19 protein-coding genes are annotated in these 20256 nt (G+C 40.4%); 7 read left to right on the top strand and 12 right to left on the bottom strand.

What is annotated here, in order from left to right; all coding sequences use genetic code 11:
• The first annotated feature begins 12 nt into the window (after positions 1-12).
• The 7 genes from WG954_RS14595 to WG954_RS14565 all read left to right on the top strand — a co-directional run bounded on the left by WG954_RS14595 (position 13) and on the right by WG954_RS14565 (position 6097).
• The gene (locus WG954_RS14595) at positions 13-789 is read left to right on the top strand and encodes an aquaporin (protein ID WP_340437399.1); all 777 of its coding nucleotides are present in this window, start codon (positions 13-15) and stop codon (positions 787-789) included.
• A gap of 20 nt (positions 790-809) precedes the next feature.
• Positions 810-1823, top strand: a complete 1014-nt coding sequence (locus WG954_RS14590) for a VOC family protein (RefSeq protein WP_340437398.1) — start codon at positions 810-812, stop codon at positions 1821-1823.
• Between the two features lie 17 nt (positions 1824-1840).
• Complete coding sequence (locus WG954_RS14585; protein ID WP_340437397.1) at positions 1841-3487, top strand: S8 family serine peptidase; 1647 nt, start codon at positions 1841-1843, stop codon at positions 3485-3487.
• A 76-nt stretch (positions 3488-3563) separates the two neighbouring features.
• Positions 3564-3782: a hypothetical protein gene (locus WG954_RS14580; protein WP_340437396.1), complete on the top strand. Its 219-nt coding sequence runs from the start codon at positions 3564-3566 to the stop codon at positions 3780-3782.
• On the top strand, positions 3775-4209 hold the full coding sequence (locus WG954_RS14575) for a hypothetical protein (RefSeq protein ID WP_340437395.1): 435 nt from the start codon (positions 3775-3777) through the stop codon (positions 4207-4209). Before WG954_RS14580 ends, WG954_RS14575 begins: the two co-directional genes overlap by 8 nt.
• Positions 4206-5237, top strand: a complete 1032-nt coding sequence (locus tag WG954_RS14570) for a Rieske 2Fe-2S domain-containing protein (protein WP_340437394.1) — start codon at positions 4206-4208, stop codon at positions 5235-5237. Before WG954_RS14575 ends, WG954_RS14570 begins: the two co-directional genes overlap by 4 nt.
• Before the next feature lie 17 nt (positions 5238-5254).
• Positions 5255-6097, top strand: a complete 843-nt coding sequence (locus tag WG954_RS14565; protein WP_340437393.1) for a hypothetical protein — start codon at positions 5255-5257, stop codon at positions 6095-6097.
• 10 nt (positions 6098-6107) lie between these two features.
• On the opposite strand, the gene WG954_RS14560 is transcribed toward WG954_RS14565, so the two are convergent.
• The 12 genes from WG954_RS14560 to WG954_RS14505 all read right to left on the bottom strand — a co-directional run bounded on the left by WG954_RS14560 (position 6108) and on the right by WG954_RS14505 (position 20237).
• Positions 6108-6788, bottom strand: coding sequence for a phosphopantothenoylcysteine decarboxylase domain-containing protein (locus WG954_RS14560; protein WP_340437392.1), 681 nt, complete (start codon positions 6786-6788; stop codon positions 6108-6110).
• A gap of 93 nt (positions 6789-6881) precedes the next feature.
• On the bottom strand, positions 6882-7571 hold the full coding sequence (locus WG954_RS14555) for an SDR family NAD(P)-dependent oxidoreductase (RefSeq protein WP_340437391.1): 690 nt from the start codon (positions 7569-7571) through the stop codon (positions 6882-6884).
• 63 nt (positions 7572-7634) lie between these two features.
• Positions 7635-9296: an SMP-30/gluconolactonase/LRE family protein gene (locus WG954_RS14550; RefSeq protein ID WP_340437390.1), complete on the bottom strand. Its 1662-nt coding sequence runs from the start codon at positions 9294-9296 to the stop codon at positions 7635-7637.
• Positions 9297-9306: 10 nt separating this feature from the next.
• A complete protein-coding gene (locus WG954_RS14545; protein WP_340437389.1) occupies positions 9307-9774 on the bottom strand; it encodes a GlcG/HbpS family heme-binding protein in 468 nt (155 codons plus the stop codon).
• A 24-nt stretch (positions 9775-9798) separates the two neighbouring features.
• On the bottom strand, positions 9799-10776 hold the full coding sequence (locus WG954_RS14540; RefSeq protein WP_340437388.1) for a YHS domain-containing (seleno)protein: 978 nt from the start codon (positions 10774-10776) through the stop codon (positions 9799-9801).
• A 696-nt stretch (positions 10777-11472) separates the two neighbouring features.
• Positions 11473-12426 (bottom strand): transketolase family protein, encoded by a 954-nt coding sequence (locus tag WG954_RS14535; protein WP_340437387.1) that lies wholly within the window; start codon positions 12424-12426, stop codon positions 11473-11475.
• Positions 12427-12444: 18 nt separating this feature from the next.
• Complete coding sequence (locus WG954_RS14530; RefSeq protein ID WP_340437386.1) at positions 12445-13311, bottom strand: transketolase; 867 nt, start codon at positions 13309-13311, stop codon at positions 12445-12447.
• A 3-nt stretch (positions 13312-13314) separates the two neighbouring features.
• Positions 13315-13968 carry a fructose-6-phosphate aldolase gene (fsa, locus tag WG954_RS14525; protein WP_340437385.1) on the bottom strand — a complete coding sequence of 218 codons (654 nt, stop codon included), beginning with the start codon at positions 13966-13968 and terminating at the stop codon, positions 13315-13317.
• A 184-nt stretch (positions 13969-14152) separates the two neighbouring features.
• The gene (locus WG954_RS14520; RefSeq protein WP_340437384.1) at positions 14153-15163 is read right to left on the bottom strand and encodes an arabinan endo-1,5-alpha-L-arabinosidase; all 1011 of its coding nucleotides are present in this window, start codon (positions 15161-15163) and stop codon (positions 14153-14155) included.
• Positions 15164-15172: 9 nt separating this feature from the next.
• On the bottom strand, positions 15173-17080 hold the full coding sequence (locus tag WG954_RS14515) for an alpha-L-arabinofuranosidase family protein (RefSeq protein WP_340437383.1): 1908 nt from the start codon (positions 17078-17080) through the stop codon (positions 15173-15175).
• Between the two features lie 103 nt (positions 17081-17183).
• The gene (locus tag WG954_RS14510; RefSeq protein ID WP_340437382.1) at positions 17184-18665 is read right to left on the bottom strand and encodes an arabinan endo-1,5-alpha-L-arabinosidase; all 1482 of its coding nucleotides are present in this window, start codon (positions 18663-18665) and stop codon (positions 17184-17186) included.
• 6 nt (positions 18666-18671) lie between these two features.
• Positions 18672-20237, bottom strand: coding sequence for an alpha-N-arabinofuranosidase (locus WG954_RS14505; protein ID WP_340437381.1), 1566 nt, complete (start codon positions 20235-20237; stop codon positions 18672-18674).
• Between the last annotated feature and the right edge of the window lie 19 nt (positions 20238-20256).

The raw sequence follows: 20256 nt of genomic DNA, 5'->3' as shown, positions 1-20256 counted from the left end.
TCATTTTGCAGCATGAGAGTAATGCCCATACGCATCATTACAGGCCATAATGGCATTACGCAACTCAAAGCCTCCTTTCAAAAAAATTACAAACATTATCTTCAGGAAGCATTGGGTCTGGCGATATTTATGACCTCTGCCTGTTTCTTTGGTGCTTTACTTGAAGCTCCTGCTTCACCTGTACATCAATTTTTGCAAAACAGTTTTTTACGCTTAGTGATCATGGGTGTGCTTATGGGAGCAACCGCATTATTTATTTTTTATTCGCCCCTTACTGCAGCAAGTGGCGCACAGATCAACCCGGCGGTTACACTTAGCTTTTTACGCACGGGGCAAATGTGTAAATATGATGCAGTATTCTTTACGCTGTTTCAAATAACCGGAGGAACATTGGCAGTTTATATTATGCAGCAACTTATCGGCAGCTGGCTTACTGATCTCCCGGTAAATTCTGTAGTTACTGTCCCTGGCAAAGCAGGTGTTGTTCCGGCTGCTATCACAGAATTTATCATTGCATTCATAACCATGAGCATGGTATTGTTTACATCAGATGATCCTGTTCTTAAAAAATATACAAGAGTAATTGCGGCTTGTCTTGTTTGTTGCTGGGTAATTATTGCAGGTCCCATATCAGGTTTTGGTATGAACCCAGCCCGTTCTTTTGCAAGTGCATTACCTGCAAATACATGGACAGCCTTCCCCATCTACATTATTGCACCCCTTGCAGGAATGCTGAGTGCAACAGAGGTATATATCCGCTTTAGAAAAACAAAGATCGCCACCAACTAAACTTCACTTCAATTATTTATATGAAACAGCTATTAAAATATTTCCTGCTTTTTGCATTGGCTGTGTTGCTCAATTATGTATTAGCAGCACAGGTAACAAGAGTAGATGCAATTGGCATTACGGTAAAAGACATGAATCGTTCTCTCCCTTTCTATACTGATGTATTAGGTTTCGAAAAAGTGAGTGATGAAGAAATGCAAGGTGTATCAGTTGAACAATTAAAAGCTTTGTTCGGCATCAATATCAGGGTTGTGCGTTTAAAACTGGGCGATGAATTTATTGAGCTCACTGATTATCTCACAACAGGCGGCCGCAGTATTCGTGAAGATCAGAAGAGTAATGATCTTTCATTCCAACACATTGCGATTGTTGTAAGCGATATGGAACAGGCCTATCAGCAACTCCGCAAACACAACGTAGAGCATGTATCAACTTCACCACAAACTTTGCCCAAATCAATTCCGGGAGCTGAAGGAATCAAAGCATTTTACTTTCACGATCCTGATGGGCATAATCTTGAACTGATCTTTTTTCCTCAAGGGAAAGGACAGGCAAAATGGCAAGAGCAAAACGGGAAACTATTTCTTGGTATTGATCATACAGCCATTGGCATCAGCAATACAACTACCAGTCATCGTTTCTACTCAACGTTATTAGGTATTGAACGAAATGGCGAAAGTTTTAATAAAGGCATTGAGCAGGAACACCTCAACAATGTACAAGGGGCATCATTACATATTACCGGTTACAGATCTCCTGCGGGACCTGGTGTTGAGTTTCTTGAATACCTGAAACCAGGGCCAGGCCGTTCATATCCACCTGATACAAGAGCTGATGATCTCTGGTTCTGGCAAACAAACATGATCACCAATGATGCAGAAAAATTATACAAGCAACTAAAGAGAGCGAATTACAAAGTTGTTTCAAACAAACTCATTCATCAGCAACAAAACGGTGTGCACACAAAATCATTTATTGTGAAAGATCCCGATGGACATGCCGTGCAAATCACAGAATATGTAATCGGAAAATAATTCAATCAACTCCTGCCATGAACGAAACAACTGCCGTTACCTGTCCGCTTTGTGGCGACGAAGTACACAAACTTATTTATCGTTTTCATCTTGAAAGTGAGCGATTGATTATAGATAAGATCAAAGAACAGTTTCCTGATTGGGCAATAGATGATGGCATCTGCAGTCGTTGTATTGATTATTACCATACTGAATTGTTGATGCAGCAACGCATGCTTCCTGAAATTGGGCCGCACTTCCCGGTGAAAAGTCTGGATGACTTTATCATTCTCCCTTCAGCACTTCGCATTGATACAGATGTACGGTTTACCGGCAAAGGGGTTACCATTTGTTTTATTGACAGTGGATTTTATCTGCATGATGATTTGGTTAAAACACGTAGCCGCATTAAGAAGATCATTGACATTACTCATCCCGACAATACTGAAGATTTTTTCAGCAAACCTCATTCATCTGCCTGGCATGGAACTATGACAAGTGTTGTGTGTGCCGGTGATGGTTATTGCAGCAATGGTTTATACAAAGGCATTGCACCTGATGCTGAACTTGTATTGATCAAAGTGCAGGATGATGATGGCAGGATACCAACGGCCAATATCATGAAAGCGTTAGAATGGGTTGCAGCAAATCATCTAACCTATGATATTAAAATTGTAAACCTGAGTGTTAGTGCTGATGAGAATTTGAGTTATCATGAATCAGGAATTGATCAGCTTGCAGAACAGCTCATTAATGCAGGCGTCAATATTGTTGCCGCAGCCGGGAACAACACAGAAGTCATGATCAAACCACCTGCAAATGCACCGAATGTGATCAGTATTGGCGGTGTGGATGATGCAAATGATCTTACTGCTGTTCCGTTCAGTTACCATTCTTCGTTCGGCACAACAATCGATGGATTGTATAAACCTGAGTTGGTTGCAAATGCCATCTGGATCGCTGCACCTATCTTGCCCTGCACGAATGAAGCCGAGGAGGCAGCTGCATTACACGATGCCCTTCAGCTTTCTGATAAAGAGTTAATGGTGCAATGGCCCGATGTGCAAAAAAAATCTTCGCTCCCCGAAAACGGAAATGAAAAAATGAGTGTAACTTATTACAGGCAGTTGCTGGCAAACCGAGTTATGCAAACAAAGTTTTTTTCCAGGCACTACATGCATGTTGATGGTACTTCGTTTGCTGCGCCGTTGGTAACAGGAGTAATTGCACAGTTATTGCAGGCCAAACCGGAGCTTGATCCGTTGAATATCCGCAGACTGCTATTCAGTACTGCTAAACGCCTGCCCGATGTACCCGTTGTAAAGCAAGGTTATGGTTATATCCGTCCCCGCAGAGCATTGCTTAACATTTTAAACCGGGAGGTTGTAATGAAACAACATGCATCGCCTTTTATTAACAGGCCAAAAAAAATGATCGAATTTCATATTCAGAATAGTTGTGCCCATCAGATTTCACTTGCAGGCAGTTTTAATTATTGGGCGCAGGATGTTTTGCTGATGGAGCCTTCTGCCAACGGATTTTGGAAAATTGAAATACCAATGCCACCACAAGGCACTTACACTTACAAATTTTTAATTGATGATAAGATGTGGGTGGAAGATGTGGAGAATCCTGTGCGTGAGCCCGATGGTTTTAATGGGTGGAACAGTGTGCTTAATATATAAACAGTTTTTTTCTTCTGCGTCAATTGAACGACAACAAAACTCCTGTGAATGTTCTCTCTTTGCATAAAGGATCTTTATGATCATATCTGTCATACTCATTATAGCGCTCATATACCTGTTGATCGGGGTATTGTTTGTTCCGTTCTTTTATGCCAAATGCATCCGCCATATTGATGAAACAGCTAAAGGAAGCAGTATTGGTTTTTATATCATCATCAGCCCGGGTGTAATTGTGTTCTGGCCGGTATTACTCCGCAAGTGGAGAAAAGCATTAAAAGAACAGGCATATGAATAAGCAACTGCGAAAGCGTCATCGCATCAGCTGGGTATTGATCGGTCTTTTTCTACCGGTGATGCTGCTTGTTTCCTGGTTACTTATTCCACAATTAGAACCAGTAAAAGCGATTGCCCTCGATCTGCCCGAAGCATTTCCAATAAGCATTAAAAAAATTGAACGCCCTGCCTACACAGTTCAACTAAGAAAAAGCAATGCAGGTGAGTTGCAATTGGAATGGAGAAATGAATTGCCATTAAAAGTTCCCACTGCTGTTATTTATCAGCTAAAAGAAGGAAATAACAAAGAATTGATTGGCCGGATTGAAACAAGAGGAGTTTATCGTTTCTCTATTCAAACAGATAGTTTTTCGAATAACACCTATCGTTTTCAGCTGTACGATTTTATTCATCAACAGATCATCGACACACTAAACTTTCAATTATGAGTACCGCATATAGTGCTGTCGGCTGGAACCGGCAAAAGAAAATTTATGATGGATGGATCGCAGCATTCTGCATCAGCTATCTTGCTTTGTTCATTTCACTTACATTACTGTTTAATAGCGAAGCAACATTCGAAACAATACTGATCAGAAGCACTTCTACCCTTGCGGTGTTGTTACTACACATCATTCTTTCTATTGGTCCACTAACAAGATTGAACAAAAAGTTCATGCCTTTACTCTACAACAGAAGACATCTTGGAGTAACGATGTTCTCCTTTTCAGCGGTACATGGTATTTTCGGCATCATCCAGTTTCATTCGCTGAGCAACACCAATCCACTCCTTTCTTTATTTCTGTCTAATACAAATTATGGGTCAATTCCGGCATTCCCATTCCAGGCCTTAGGATTTTTTGCTTTGATTATTTTCTTTTTAATGGCCATTACCAGTCATGATTTCTGGCTACACAATCTTTCCCCAATTGTCTGGAAAACATTGCACATGTTTGTGTATGCAGCTTATATACTGGTGGTGATGCATGTCATGCTGGGAGTCATTCAATATGAAAAGAATCCGGTGTTTGTACTTATCCTGTTTACCGGTTCGGCTTCGCTGATCATTCTTCACCTGCTTGCAGGACTAAAAGAAAGAAAGATCGATAAGATGAAGTTTAAACTGCAAGAGGATGGTTTTGTGTATGTGTGTGAAGCAGATGAAATTGAAGACAGCCGTGCAAAAATATTCTGTATTGATCAGGAACGCATCGCTGTGTACAGGCATGAACAAAAATTATACGCAATTCACAATGTATGCAAACACCAGGGCGGGCCATTAGGTGAAGGAAAGATCGTTGATGGCTGTATTACATGTCCCTGGCATGGTTATCAATACCTGCCACATAACGGGCAATCGCCACCACCTTTTAAAGAAAGAGTAAGCACATATGATGTGCGTGTGAATCATAATAAAGTATGGTTAAACCCAATTGCGTTTGCTGAAGGAACTGAACGTGAAGGAGCATTGTTATAAACAGAAAGTAAATTGATATGAATAATAATGAATTCTATATAGGATGGATGCCCGCAGCACCGAAAGGATATGCAAAACAGGTAACAATAGCCATAGTTGTTGTTGCAGTATTGGTTCTTGCACTTGCTTCATTAGTATCGATGCAACAGAAAAAATTCTCAAACTCTGTTTTTGAATATGGACAGTTAACAGAAGTAACGGGTATCTATCAGCAGTTTCCTGTGCCATCCATTAAAGTGTATACTCAACAAAATAACGGGAGCAGCTTTATTACAATGCCGCTGGTTGGCTATGGAAAACATGGAGCTGAAGGTATTATCCGTTCACTTGAAGAAGAGCGTGCTGTAAGCCTTGATCAAAAACAGATCACCCTCAAGGGAACATTGATCTACTACGACGGGAAATCGTTACTGCAAATTGACAAGCATGATAAACCCTTGCTTAGCATTGCAGCAACACTATCGTCTTCTCATCAACCTAAAACAAAAGAACTTGGCACTGTAGATCTGATTGGTGAAGTACTTGATCCCAAATGTTATTTCGGTGTAATGAAACCGGGTAGAGGAAAGCCACATCGTGATTGTGCTATTCGTTGTATTGCCGGCGGCATCAGTCCCGTTTTTTATGTTCGTCAGCAAAACGCCGGGCCACTTTATTATCTGCTGCTCGATGAAAAAGGAAATAAACTAAACGATTTTGTGAAAAACTATGTTGCTGACCCCGTAAGGCTTACTGCAAGAGCAGTGCAAGTTGACGACTGGATCGTTTTATATGTTGATACAAAGAAAGGATTGCAAAGAACCGGGGGACTGAGTTGGTTCAAAGAAAATGATGAACTGATCTATTGTAAGCCTGAATAAATTTCTTTCATTAAACAAGTGACCGTACAGAATTCTCTTTGGCTTTGTAAAGCCTGGCGGCTTCCTCTACAATATCTATGGCCACATCACTCTTTGGTTTCAGATCAAATTCAACCATTGTTTGATCTTTACGGATGATACTGATCTTATTCGTATCGAAACCAAATCCTGCCTGTGCATCATTCATCGAATTGAGAACAACCATATCAAAATTCTTTTTCTCCAGTTTACCGATAGCATGCTGCAGTTCATTATTTGTTTCTAATGCAAAGCCAACTGAAAGTTGATGTGATTGTTTGATCTGTCCAAACTCATAAGCAATATCAATATTCTTTACCATGCGGATAAAAAACTCTTCGTCTGACTTTTTGATCTTCTGTTGTGCAATGATTGCCGGACGGTAGTCAGCAACTGCCGCTGCAAACACAACAATATCTGCTTCTTCAAAATAACGGCAACAAGCCAGGTACATTTCATTGGCTGATTGCACCTGAACCAACGTTAAATTTTCATGCGAAAGCGAAATGCACACCGGGCCTGATACAAGTGTAACATTCGCACCCTGCTGTAAACAAACATCAGCGATAGCATATCCCATTTTGCCTGAAGAATGATTGCTGATATAACGCACCGGATCAATTGCTTCCCTGGTTGGGCCGGCAGTAATAAGTATATTTTTCCCTTGTAGCATAAATTGTAGAATTATAAACGAAGTTTCATGATCCCTTGGATTAAAACTGTCGCATGAAATACATTCGGGAACAGGATTTATCGAATAGTCGACTCAACCGTTACCATAAACTTTTATCACTGTTTCACGAAGTATGGCACCTTCATCGCTGCTATGATAGTAAATGATATTGGCAATATCTTCTGCCTTCACCCATTTGCTGACATCAGCATCAGGCATTGATTTTCGATTTTGCGGCGTATCGATGGTGCTGGGCACAACGAGGTTTGCTACAACGTTCGTTCCTTTCGCTTCAACATTCATCATTTCAGCCAAACGAATAACCAATGATTTTGCAAGACCATAAGCTGTCATGCCTTTGCTGTTTGCTGCAGACAAGCCTGGTTTTGATCCAATCATAAATATCCGTCCTGCTTTTTGTGTCATCATTTGCACAAACACCGGACGGGCAACATGATAAACTGTTTCAAAATTTAATTTGTATTGCTTTAGAATATCAGCTGATGCCGTATCAGCAATAGAACCCATTGCAAAGCCGCCCACTGTTAATACAGCTGCATCAATTGCTCCATGCTCTTCAATAACTGATGATACAAAAGCCGAAGCCGCACCTTCATCTAAAAGATCAACTGTTACAGCTTCGTATTGATGAGCAGGAAAATCTAATTGCACAGGATCGTTTGGAATAACAGTGCCCACCACATAATATCCTTCTTCAATAAATTTTCTTACTACGGCCTGACCAAGATTTCCGGTAGCACCTGTAACTATTGCTGTTTTCATAATTATTCGTTTTAATAATAAATGAGCCGGGCAATATTACCCGGCACAATTTATACCATTTGTTTATTCCCAACTGAACTTACCGCCGATGTTTACCCGCATTTTGTAAATACTGCTGTGTGCCGTCATGTACAATGATTTTCCATCATCGCCCCAAGCCATATTTGCGGGACGTTCAGGCGTAACAACCTTGCCCAAGATCTTTGCGTCGGGAGACAGTATCCATAAACCGCCCGGTGCTGACACAAACAGATTTCCTTCTTTATCGATCTTTAACCCATCAAGCGCTTCTTCATCTTCTGTAAAATTAAAATCGAAAAACACTTTGCCATTCTTTAATGTGCCATCGGGCTGCACCTCGTATCGCCAAATGGTTTTTGTTGTATGAATATCACGGATATCCCAGTTGGTTGCATAGAAATATTTTTCATCGGGTGAAAAAGCAAGACCATTAGGCCCGCCGAGATCAGTTGATACCAATTGTACTTTCCCGTTTTTGATCATATAAATTCCCTGCCACTCTGTTTCCTTTCGCTTGTCCGTATAGAAAGATGGCAACCCATAAGGTGGATCAGTAAAATAAACAGTACCATCACTTTTCAACACAACATCGTTTGGACTATTGAATCGTTTCCCATCAATCTTATCGGCCAATATTGTAACAGGTCCTTTCTTTTCATGACGAATGATACGACGGTTACCATGTTGTGCAACAATTAATCGTCCTTCTTTATCAATTGCCAAACCATTGCTGCCTGGTTGACCATACTCACCAATATCTGTACCACTATAACCACTATGACTCATGTAAACCGTTACATTATGTGTTGAAGGATCGTAACGGTAAATTGTATTTGTATTGGGATCACTGAATAATAGATAACCATCGGGATGCCAAACAGGTCCTTCAGTAAATGAAAATCCATCTGCTACTTTCTCAACTTTGGTTCCTGCAGTAATGATCTTATTCAGTTGTTGATTGATGGTATAAATTTTTCCAACATCAGCCCACTCCTTTTTAACAGGCAATCCGTTTTTATAAAAATCAACAACTGCATTGCGCACCCAGATGTAATTGTCTGGAAGTTTTCCTATTGTTCCATTGATACCCAGAATGTAGATAACAAATTTTTCTCCTCCTGTAGCATGATTGGTTAACACTACACGGTTACGTGTGTTGTAACCTGCTATCACTCCGTTACCACTTTGTCCAAAGCTTTGATGTTGTTTTCCATTCACCCATATCTCACTGTAATCATCAACTGTAATTTCAAAAACAGCTGTCATGTCTTTTGTTGATGTTGTACCAATACTTGCAGGAATAGTAAGTTCAGTTTTATACCAAACAAAAGAAAATAAACCTGCGCCCTGCCTGTTTTCCAATTCAGTTGTGGCAACAGGTTTAAACCCTTTTTCAAAATCAACTGCACCTATTTGCGGATGTAGTTGATTTGTTTGAATGGCTGCACCGGTCGGATATAATTTTAATTGATCTCCATTGGTACCGGGCCCAGGTTGTTTAAAGGAAGTGTTGACAATATGCGCCGGTTGTGCAAACCATTTCGCATTCAGCAATGCAGCACCGTCAGTTGTTTTAAGGTCAGCAACGGCAAACGGCTTATCTACAGCAAGCTGTCTTGTTTCCTGCGAAAACACAGCAATGCCGATGAGTAGTAATAAAAACAGGATGATCTGTATTTTAATGATTTTGTAGATCTTGCTCATGATTCAATTCTTATTTACTAAGCTTGATTTTTGCGCCAGCGTTGGCAATATCTTCATCCTGTTGAGCACTGGCACTTCCGCTTACACCAATTGCACCGATCACCTGTCCTTCAAAAAGAATGGGAATACCACCTTGCAGAAATGTATGTCCAACAGTGATTAATGCACCTCGTCCACCGTTGATTGAATTTTCAAGTCGTGAAGAAGGTGCTTTGAATAATGCAGAAGTATTTGCTTTTTTTGTTGCCACTTCACTTGCTGCTGCAAACGTTCCATCCAACCGTTCGAGGTACACAAGATTGCCGCCATTATCAACGATGGCAATCGCACCACCAGGCGCATTTACCGATTTTGCAAAGTTCACTGCTTCTGTTACGATCAGCTTTGCCGATTCCAGTGAAATATTGTGTTGCGTTACTTGTGCATTTGTAATTGTTACAGCGCATACAGCGAACAGGAATACAATGATCTTTTTCATATTGATTGTTTTTTGATGAGGCGATTAAACAGGTTTGTCATATTTCACTTTCTTACCTGCATTTTGTTCTTTGATGGGCGGCCATTTTACATCAGCTTCGGCTTTGAACTTAGGAATGTCTTTATTAAATAGCTCCCATGCTCCTTTTGAATGTTGCAATATCAAATGACCATCAACAATATTCCAATACTCAGGATTAACAGGTCTTCGTCTTGCAAACGCCATTGCATAACCGCAGAACGAACCATATAAAGGCGCAAACATATCAGGATGCTCTTTAAACATATCTGCATGTTGCTGTGATGTGAAATAGAAAGTAGCACCATTATAACGGGCTGAAAATTCAGATGAGCCTTTCACCGCTTTTTTATCGGTGAAGTAAGCAACAGGATCATACCCATCCATGATCACACCATCTTTGTCTGTATTATTGTAATACTGTTTTTCTTCATCGGTCGTAATTTGTTTACCGTGATGGGCTGCTACATTTGGCCAGTATTTATCAGCAAGGATAATATTCGACGGCACATCTTTGTTCCAACCATTTACTGCACGTTGGTTGTGCTGAATAAATAATCGACCATTTACAATCGAGAATGTATTCACATCAATTGGTGCAATACGGCCTAATGAAACGGCATAAGCACACCATCCGCCAAATTGCGGTTTGTATTTTTCAGGATCAGCTTTAAACAGATCGAGGTGTTCCTGCGAAGCAAAATAATAAACTGCATCCTGGTAGTTAAACTGAAAGGCTGCATTTCCCTTTACTGGTTTATTATCTGTAAAGAACGCCACAGCATCATAACCATCGAGGATCACGCCACTTGCATCTACATTATTAAAGTATTTACCGTTTTGCTTTTGTGCATGACTGCTAATACTAACAAACAAACCGATCAGCAACATTGTCAATGTAAATACAATACTGATCACACGTTCTTCAATACGTTTTTCTTTGATGGCCTGCTCAACAGCCACAGGCTTTTTAACTATTCGCATACTTCTTTTTTTGAAGTACAAAGAAATAGTTGTGTATGCGAAGATGCTGTCGGTTGAATTACAGAATAGAGTTAGTTTTGATATTTAACTGGAGCACTGTCAAATGAATGACAGAAATGGAATTCAGTCGGAGGTTAGGGATATAAAAAAACTCCACGCAACTTGGAATGCGGTTTTGCAGAAAGCCAGGGTTGCGACCGAGTCAGGATTCAAACTTTAATGCAAGAACCGCTCACAATCAAATAAGTATCTTATAATATTTTTTTTAAACCCGCTCTTCAGTGAAACATCGTTCATTTGTTTCGCTTGATTTCTCTAGCGTCTCATATCTACAAAAACCGTAGTATAATAAATTAACATAGGAGAAAATTACTGGAACAATTTTAGTATTGGTTCGAATCTAGTCCCGGGCACAAGAGTAGATTTTTGGCGATTCTTTTATGAATCGCCATTTTTATTTCCACCGAAACGTTTGCCTGTTCTGCGATTTCACTGAATATTTTATTAACTCTTTCGGTTCGAACTTCATGTTTTTGTAAAACTGCTTTTCCAACGGAGATAATAAAAAACCGATGAAGCAAGTTCTTCACTGTTTGCTCTGTTCAAAATAAGGGTTCGAACGAAATCTGATCAGTAATTAACCCAATCAAATATGAGGCTTTGTTACTCATAAACCCATTATTTAGAATTCAAAAATTATTTTCGGCTCATTACCTTCATTACCTTCTCCACAATGCTAGCTGCATTTAAACCATATTTTTCCATTAGCTGGGCAGGTGTTCCGCTTTCACCAAACGAATTATTTACACCAATCATTTCAACAGGTGTTGGTGCATTACGACTCAACAATTGACAAACGGCATCACCCAAGCCTCCATTCAATTGATGCTCTTCTGCAGTAACCACACATTTTGTTTTAGCTGCCGATTTCAGTATGGCTTCTTCATCGAGTGGTTTAATTGTATGTATGTTGATGATCTCTGCATCAATCCCTTCTTTTTCTAACAGTTCGCCTGCAAGAATTGCTTCCCACACCAAATGACCGGTTGCAATAATGCTCACATCTTTTCCTTCGTTCACCATCCACGCTTTACCGATCTCAAATTTTTGATGGGCATCTGTAAATACAGGAACTACCGGACGGCCAAAACGTAAATATGCCGGGCCAACATGTTCAGCCAAAGCAATGGTTGCCGCTTTTGTTTGATTATAATCGCATGGATTGATCACTGTCATTTCCGGCATTGCACGCATCATCGCTAAGTCTTCCAGAATCTGATGTGTTGCACCATCTTCACCCAATGTTAATCCCGCATGCGATACTGCAATTTTTACATTCGTGCCCGAATACGCAACACTCTGGCGGATCTGATCGTACACTCTTCCCGAACCGAAATTTGCAAATGTTGTAGCAAACGGAATATATCCAGAAACAGCCAAACCTGCGGCAACACCAATCATGTTTGCTTCAGCAATTCCGCACTGAACAAATCGGCCGGGATTTTCTTTGATGAACGCATCAAGTTTCAATGAAGCAACAAGATCGGCACACAGTGCAACAACATTTGGATTAAGTTTCCCTAATTCCGCCATGCCTGCACCAAAACCGGATCTTGTATCTTTTTTTTCTGTGTATATATACTTTTTCATTCTTGTAGTAGTTAATTTTTAATAATCGCCTAAGGTTTCGGGTAATTGCTCCAGTGCTTTTGCAAGCTGCTCATCATTGGGTGCTGTACCATGCCATTTATGCGTGTGCATCATAAAATCAACACCAAAACCCATTTCCGATTTCATTAAAATAACAATCGGTTTACCCTTCCCTTCCAGCAATCTTGCTTTGGCTAAAGCATCTGTAACCTGCTGCAGATCGTTGCCATCATGCAGATCAATCGTTGCCCATCCGAATGCTTCGTATTTTGCTTTTATATCACGATTGTTCATTACTTTTTCTGTAGGGCCGTCGATCTGTTGATTATTCCAGTCTACAATTGCAACCAGGTTATCCAGTTTATAATGTGGTGCAAACTGTGCAGCCTCCCAAATCTGTCCTTCCTGTTGCTCACCATCTCCCATTAATACAAAAACGGTTGTAGTATCTTTCTTTAGTTTTTTTGCATAAGCAACCCCGGCAGCTACCGACAGTCCCTGACCCAATGAGCCCGACGCAATGCGGATACCTGGCAAGTGTTCATGTGTTGCAGGATGACCTTGCAAACGTGAATTGATTTTTCTAAACGTAGCCAGCTCACTAACGGCAAAGTATCCACGCCGTGCCAATACTGAATAAAACAAGGGCGAGATATGACCGTTAGACAAAAAGAACTGATCTTCGCCTACCCCTGCCCGTGAGAATTGCAGAAACCCATCCTTTCCCCGTGATTCATCGATCATCATTTCTTTAAAATACAATGCAGTTACAAGGTCTGCACAACCTAGTGAGCCACCCGGATGCCCCGACTGGCAGGCATGTACCATCCGTACAATATCACGACGTACTTGCGAAGCGATTTCTTTTAAGTTTTGAATTTGCATAGCTTATGACATTTTTTTTGCGTCTTCTAAAAACTTCGCCAATCCAATATCTGTTAACGGATGTTTTAATAAACCCAGAATAGAATCTAAAGGACAAGTACAAACATGTGCACCCATTTCAGCTGCAATAATGATATGATTCGCATTACGGATTGATGCAGCAAGAATCTCTGATTCAAATCCCTGAACAGCATAAATGTTGGCAATCTGTTGAATCAATTGCATACCATCCCAACCGCTATCGTCAATTCGACCTACAAACGGAGAGACATAAGTAGCTCCGGCCTTTGCAGCAAGTATGGCTTGTCCAGCAGAAAAAATCAATGTGCAATTTGTTCGGATTCCATTATCCGAAAACCATTTAATGGCTTTAATACCATCTTTAATCATGGGAACTTTTACAACAATGTTTGGATGCAAAGCGGCTAACACTTTTCCCTCTGCAATTATGCCTGCATAATCAGTTGCAATTACTTCTGCACTAATATCACCATCCACTATTTCACAAATGGCTTTGTAATGATTTTGAATAGCTGCATCTCCGGTAATTCCTTCTTTCGCCATTAACGAAGGGTTGGTGGTAACACCATCCAGTATGCCGAGTTCATTTGCTTCTTTGATTTGTGCTAAATTAGCTGTGTCGATAAAAAATTTCATGTTGTTGTGGAGGTTAAAGTAGTTGACGTAAAATTTATATTTCGATTCCGTTTGATATTTTTTTGTCGTTAATATAGCGTACTGGCGGCAGCCTTTACGTTATACACTTCTTTGTAATAGACTTTTTTGCAGCTATTCCAAAGATTCTATCAAGAGTAGATTCTCAAACTTATTCAGATGAGCTTTATTGCTTTAAAAATGGCCAGCCTTGGCTATCCCACTCCAGTTGGTTAATTAATAGTTTTGAGCGACCCCGATCTAATGCATCGTATCCGTGATAAATGATATAATCTTTCCCGCCAAAGCTGTAAACTGAATTGTGTCCTGCGCCAAACCATTCTTTTGTATCTCCTTCTACTACCAACGATCCGCCATCAGCTGTCATCGGAACATTATTTTTGTCAAGATAAGGACCGGTAACCGTTTTACTTCTGCCAACTACTACTTTGTAATCGCTTTTTTCCGCACGACAACAATAGTCCCATGAAACGAACAAGAAGTAGAAGTCCCCCTTCTTAAAAATGAACGGCGCTTCAATGGCCGCATCTCCTGCCGATGTATCTGCAGTTCCAAATGTTCGTGGCCGTGATGCGATTGTATGCCATTGTTCCGGCTGAGCAATAGAGATGAGATCAGTATTTAGTTTCAGCAATTTCATTCCATTCCAGAAAGAACCGAAGCTGAGCCAAGGCACATTGTTTTCATCAACAATAAGATTGGGATCAATTGCATTCCACATATCTCTGCCCGGTACTGATTGAATGAGCTTGCCTTTATCTTCCCACTTATAATCGGGTGAAGATGAATTCAACGTTTTGTTTACAGCAACGCCAATGCAGGATGTATTTTTTCCGAATGCCGATACTGAATAGTATAAATAATAATTGCCGTTATGATAACTGATATCCGGAGCCCATGTATGACCTTTGTAACCGGGAATAGTTTCAACTGCCCACTTGGGTGCTGTAGCAAAAACAGGTTTTTCTTTTTTCCAGTTTTTCATATCGGTAGATGAAAACACAGAAATACCAAAACCTGTACAAAAGAGATAATAGGTATTCCCTTCTTTAATCATCACCGGATCGTGCACAGGTGTTTCCCTTGTTGGTTTTACTGTGCCAACTGAATCAGGTTGCCGTTGTGCATTTGCAAACAGCGAAGAGAAACAAAGAATGACAATCAAAATACTTTTCATAAATAACAATTAAAGCAGTTTGATCCGAAGTATACTGAAGGAATATGGAGCTGATTTATAATCAAATTTCTTTCCTTTTACAGGAATGGTAGTTTCCGCCGGCGCTATATCCTGCGGACGTGCAATGGAATTCATTTTTGTAAGATCGTTATCCTGCATTACGATGAGGGTTCCTTGAGTTGCCAGCTTTTTTACTCCTTCAATTAGTATTGCATTTACCTGTTCTCTTCCGGAAGCATTCACAATTTTAATTACTAATTCATTGTTTGCTTTATCAACTACTGCTGATGCATACAAGCTATCCTGCCCTACAATCACATCATTGTTCATAGTGATAGGAACAACATGCGTTCCTTTATTTAGAGAGAATAATTTCTGTACATAATAATCCGGTGTGCCATAAGCATTCAAATTATCAACCCAAATTAAATCAGGTTTCCACTGCCAACCATCCACGTGTGCAAACAACGGTGCATACGATGCCATATGCACCACACCAGCGTTACGTTCAAGTCCTGTCATAAATGCTGCTTCAGTAATAGCAGTTAACCAGTTGTTTTTATTTTCAACACTTACGACTTTGTCACTTTGTGCGGCCCATTCACCGGCAAAAATTTTTGATCCTGTTCTTGGATAATTGTCATAACGTCTTGCATTTTGCAAAAACCATTCTGGTCTGCGGTAATAGTGTTCATCAATAATATCTGCATTCATTTTGCGTAACTCTGTATTGAGTAAATCAAAACGTGCACCATCAGGATCGGTTCCGGAGCTTGTTACCAATTTAATTTCCGGATATCTCTCCTTTACTGCTTTTTGGAAAATCTGTAACCGCTCGATGTATTGCGGTCCCCAGTTTTCATTGCCAACACCAAGAAATTTTAAGTTGAAAGGCGCAGGATGCCCCATCGCTGCCCGTTTGCTTCCCCACACGGTAGATACATCTCCATTTGCAAATTCGATCAGATCTAACGCATCCTGGATGTACGGCTGCAGTTCATCTAAGGGAACGAGCTCTGCGGTATTAAATTGACAAGCCATACCGCAATTAAGAATGGGCAAAGGCTCTGCACCGATATCTTCTGCTAACTGAAAATATTCGAAAAAGCCCAAGCCGAATGTTTGGAAATAATCGGGAGCGGGGCGATGTGCAAATTCGAAATTCCAGCGATTGATAATTAACTGACGTTCTTCAATGGGGCCGATTGTTTTTTTCCATTGATAACGCTGCGAAAGATCAAAACCTTCTACGATACATCCGCCGGGGAAGCGAATGAAACCGGGTTTCATATCAGCAAGCTTCTGTATCATGTCGGCACGCATACCACCAGGGCGTTTTTTCCAGGTATCTTCCGGAAACAATGAAATCATATCCATATCAATCGTTCCCGTTCCTTCAAACCAAATTCTGCATTGTCCTTTTATTTCTGTTGCTGATGCATTGAAACTTACAGCCTGCTTTTTCCAATCGGTTCCTGAAGCTACTACTGCTGTAACAGTGCTGCCGATAATTTCATTTTTTGCATCAAGTAATTCCACATGCACTTTTATTCCGGCAGCAGAAGTGCGGTACATAAACGAAAAATCATAACGCAAATTTTTCTTTATTCCCATTCCACGGAAACCCTCATTTGTGATACTAAGACTTTCTTTTGTTGAATTGTTTAATTGCACACGTAGAAAACGTGGATTTGGAAGATTACCAGCTTGCCTGTTTTGTACAGTTACTGCACCTTCTACAAACGGCTTTTGCTCCACTTTCCAGCCCATGAGGGGTTTACTGAATTCAAACGAACGATTCTTAATGAGTTCAGCATAAATACCACCATCAGCACCCATATTAATGTCTTCAAAAAAAACACCCCACATGGTAGGTTGTACATCTGCAACAGGTTGATTGGCTTTCACTATAAGCATCTTTTTTGTTTGTGCAAAAGAAGATGTCGCAAGTATTGTAAAGGCAAGAAGATATTTCAATTTCATAAAATAGCTTAACATATTCAAGTTATACTGTTTCATATTATTTTTTCTTTCCCCAAATGGCTGTACCCTGGTTATTTAATCCTGTAAAAATGATCGTGTTCTTTTTGTTTTCCCAATCACGTCCTTTCTGAACATACACTTTATCTGTAAAGCCATTAGCCCAATTTAACTGCAACCAGGGCGCTGTGTAAGTCCATGTATTTGCTGCATTACCATTCAACGTTCCATTAGCGTTGATAGTTAAATTCACTGAGTTTTGAAAGTCAGGATTTGTTTGTTCGGCTGCATAGCCTGGTACCACATTATAACCAAGTACAATTTGCTCCCACTCGCCTGTTATATCAGCCTGTGAAATGAGTGAATCTTTTTCCCATGCATATCGTTCGGGAGACGCTACCGGCCAGCCATCTTGTGTCCAGAACAACTTACGTACATGCATATTCATATAAAACCTATCAATACCGGGACGGCCCTGGTGAGCAATAAAGTAATTACCTGTACCATCACTAAATGTTGTAGAGTGTGACACACCTTGCCATCCACTATGGCCTGCAAACTTGTATGGTGCAATAATCATGGGGCCATGATCCACGTTCAGGTTTGCATCGGCTCCGTTATAATCATAAAATGGACCATCAGGTTTATCGCCCCGCATTACACGTACATTGTATTTTGTTTCCAGCCAATCGTACGCTATAAACAGATAATATTTTTTAAGTGCTTCATTGTAAATAATATCAGGCCCTTCAATATTACCATTGTATCTGCCACCTGTAAAACCACGGTTGGCGATGCGTTTCCCTTTATCGCCGCTCACCAAAGCCAACCCTGTTGAAGGGTTTAGCTGCAATGCATAGATACCATCCCATCCGGAACCATAGTGCATCCAGTGTTCGCCGGTTGCTGTAATGATAACTGAAGGGTCAATTGCATTTGTTTGTACTGAGTTATTATTGAGCGATGTTACAGCAAGCCCCTTTTCTGTCCATGGACCGACAGGATTGGTAGCTGTTGCCATACCTATTACACTCAAACGGGGAACCGCACTGCTAAGAGAATAATACAAACGATATTCTGAACCTACTTTTACAACACAGGGTGCCCATAGTGAATTAAATGGTGTTCCGCCTGCTTGTGTAATGTATGCTGCGCCCATTGCTGGCAGATTGTTAAATACCCAACCAACAAATGTCCACTGTACAAGATCCTTTGAACGACGTATTTGAAGCCCTGCACGCACATCAATTCCATAGCCCACATCCGTACTGTAGGAGTAATAGAATTCACCATCCTTAATAATAGCAGGGTCGTGTGTATTATGTGGCCCCCATTGCAGAAAATTTGCAAACGGAGCAATGGGTCCATACGTATCATTAATGGAGTTGATATCGAATACTGCTACCGGAGGTAGAACGGGGTCGGGTGTAGAACCTCCTCCACTATTTTTTTTACATGCACCCATCAACAGCAAAAATGCAACGATGAGTGAACTGAGTTTGATTGATTGAAACTGTTTCATACTTTTTTATTTCAAGGTTAAAACAACAACTGAAAATGGAGGGAGCTTTAACTGTAAAGTTGTTCCGATTAACTTTGCTCCATTGAAAACAGAGGGTTGAATTTTGTTTGGCTCATCAAATGAGTTATAATCTTGTAGCTTTTTCGAAGTAAGAATACGGCCTGTAACAGTATTGTACTTCGCACCACGCAAATCAATGCTGATAGTTTGCTCTTTTGATGCATCAATATTTACCAATGAAATATGTGTAACACCTGCTGAATTTTTTGAAGCTGATACAGATATCGCCGGCAATTTTTCATTACCAAACACATAATCATTTGTTGTAAGCTGGAGCGGAAGCATCGTTGCATCCTGATGTACATTGTACATTTCCATTACATGATATGTTGGCGTTGTAATCATCTTTTCTTTATTGGTAAGAATAACGGCTTGCAGGACATTTACTGTTTGTGCAAGGTTTGCCATACGTACCCGATCGCTGTGGTTATTAAAGATGTTAAGCGTAACTCCGGCGATCATTGCATCACGGATTGTATTTTGCTGATAAAGAAAACCTGGATTAGTTCCCGGTTCAACTTCATACCAGCCACCCCACTCGTCTACAACCAATGCAACACGTTTTTCCGGATCATATTTATCCATGATAGTTGAATGTCTTGTTACCAGTTCTTCCATACGAAGCGCCGACTTCATTGTTGCGAAATACTGAGCTTCGTTATAATTAGTGGCTGATCCTTTTTCCGTCCATTTTAAGTGGGCATAGTGATGCAGTGCCACACCTTCCATCATGTTATGCGGAATATCACGCATCAATACTTCTGTCCAATTATAATTATCTACGTTTGCTCCTGATGCCACACGAAACAGCTTATCACTATTAGACCAATCGGTCATATAAGTTGAATATTGACGAAACAAATTTGAATAATATTCAGGCTTCATGTTGCCACCGCATCCCCATGCTTCATTACCTACACCCCATATAGTAACATTCCATGGTTGTAAGCGGCCGTTCTTTACACGCAGATTGCTCATGGGGCTTGTATTGGGTTTTCCATTTACATATTCCACCCAATCGGCCAGTTCCTGTACAGTACCACTTCCCACATTTCCTGCGAGGTAAGGTGTTGCACCTATCAACTCACACATGTTTAAAAAATCGTGTGTACCAAAACTATTGTCTTCGGTTACTCCTCCCCACCAACGGTTTACAATAGAAGGACGGTTTGCTTTCGGACCTATGCCGTCTTTCCAATGATAGGTATCTGCAAAGCAACCACCAGGCCAACGTAAATTCGGAACTTTTAATTTTTTTAAAGCATCGATGATATCGTTTCTTACACCGTTTGTATTGGGAATGATTTTATTGGTATCACCTACGTAGAACCCTCCATAAATACAAGCACCTAAGTGCTCGGCAAAGTGACCGTAAATGTTTTTATTAATGATGTGTTTGCCGGCATCTGTATTAATAGTTGCTGAATTTTGCTGCGCAAATAAACCGGCCAAAGCTGCGATCGATAATGCCGCAGTTAAAAATGTTTTTTTCATTTTGATCGAAGTATTCATATATACCTACATATTTTTT

The sequence above is a fragment of the Lacibacter sp. H375 genome (assembly GCF_037892425.1).
Classification (GTDB): domain Bacteria; phylum Bacteroidota; class Bacteroidia; order Chitinophagales; family Chitinophagaceae; genus Lacibacter.
Note: the sequence above shows the minus strand (reverse complement) of the source record. Positions and strands in the feature narration are given on the sequence as shown.

What these genes read in the sequence shown, in the direction of transcription:
- WG954_RS14530 (WP_340437386.1), bottom strand. Translation starts at nt 13,311, where the DNA reads ATGCAAATTCAAAACTTAAAAGAAATCGCTTCGCAAGTACGTCGTGAT.
- WG954_RS14535 (WP_340437387.1), bottom strand. Translation starts at nt 12,426, where the DNA reads ATGAAAAAGTATATATACACAGAAAAAAAAGATACAAGATCCGGTTTT.
- WG954_RS14585 (WP_340437397.1), top strand. Translation starts at nt 1,841, where the DNA reads ATGAACGAAACAACTGCCGTTACCTGTCCGCTTTGTGGCGACGAAGTA.
- WG954_RS14545 (WP_340437389.1), bottom strand. Translation starts at nt 9,774, where the DNA reads ATGAAAAAGATCATTGTATTCCTGTTCGCTGTATGCGCTGTAACAATT.
- WG954_RS14560 (WP_340437392.1), bottom strand. Translation starts at nt 6,788, where the DNA reads ATGCTACAAGGGAAAAATATACTTATTACTGCCGGCCCAACCAGGGAA.
- WG954_RS14540 (WP_340437388.1), bottom strand. Translation starts at nt 10,776, where the DNA reads ATGCGAATAGTTAAAAAGCCTGTGGCTGTTGAGCAGGCCATCAAAGAA.
- WG954_RS14550 (WP_340437390.1), bottom strand. Translation starts at nt 9,296, where the DNA reads ATGAGCAAGATCTACAAAATCATTAAAATACAGATCATCCTGTTTTTA.
- WG954_RS14580 (WP_340437396.1), top strand. Translation starts at nt 3,564, where the DNA reads ATGATCATATCTGTCATACTCATTATAGCGCTCATATACCTGTTGATC.
- WG954_RS14590 (WP_340437398.1), top strand. Translation starts at nt 810, where the DNA reads ATGAAACAGCTATTAAAATATTTCCTGCTTTTTGCATTGGCTGTGTTG.
- WG954_RS14515 (WP_340437383.1), bottom strand. Translation starts at nt 17,080, where the DNA reads ATGCTTATAGTGAAAGCCAATCAACCTGTTGCAGATGTACAACCTACC.
- WG954_RS14575 (WP_340437395.1), top strand. Translation starts at nt 3,775, where the DNA reads ATGAATAAGCAACTGCGAAAGCGTCATCGCATCAGCTGGGTATTGATC.
- WG954_RS14510 (WP_340437382.1), bottom strand. Translation starts at nt 18,665, where the DNA reads ATGAAACAGTTTCAATCAATCAAACTCAGTTCACTCATCGTTGCATTT.
- WG954_RS14565 (WP_340437393.1), top strand. Translation starts at nt 5,255, where the DNA reads ATGAATAATAATGAATTCTATATAGGATGGATGCCCGCAGCACCGAAA.
- WG954_RS14570 (WP_340437394.1), top strand. Translation starts at nt 4,206, where the DNA reads ATGAGTACCGCATATAGTGCTGTCGGCTGGAACCGGCAAAAGAAAATT.
- WG954_RS14555 (WP_340437391.1), bottom strand. Translation starts at nt 7,571, where the DNA reads ATGAAAACAGCAATAGTTACAGGTGCTACCGGAAATCTTGGTCAGGCC.
- WG954_RS14595 (WP_340437399.1), top strand. Translation starts at nt 13, where the DNA reads ATGAGAGTAATGCCCATACGCATCATTACAGGCCATAATGGCATTACG.
- WG954_RS14505 (WP_340437381.1), bottom strand. Translation starts at nt 20,237, where the DNA reads ATGAATACTTCGATCAAAATGAAAAAAACATTTTTAACTGCGGCATTA.
- fsa (WP_340437385.1), bottom strand. Translation starts at nt 13,968, where the DNA reads ATGAAATTTTTTATCGACACAGCTAATTTAGCACAAATCAAAGAAGCA.
- WG954_RS14520 (WP_340437384.1), bottom strand. Translation starts at nt 15,163, where the DNA reads ATGAAAAGTATTTTGATTGTCATTCTTTGTTTCTCTTCGCTGTTTGCA.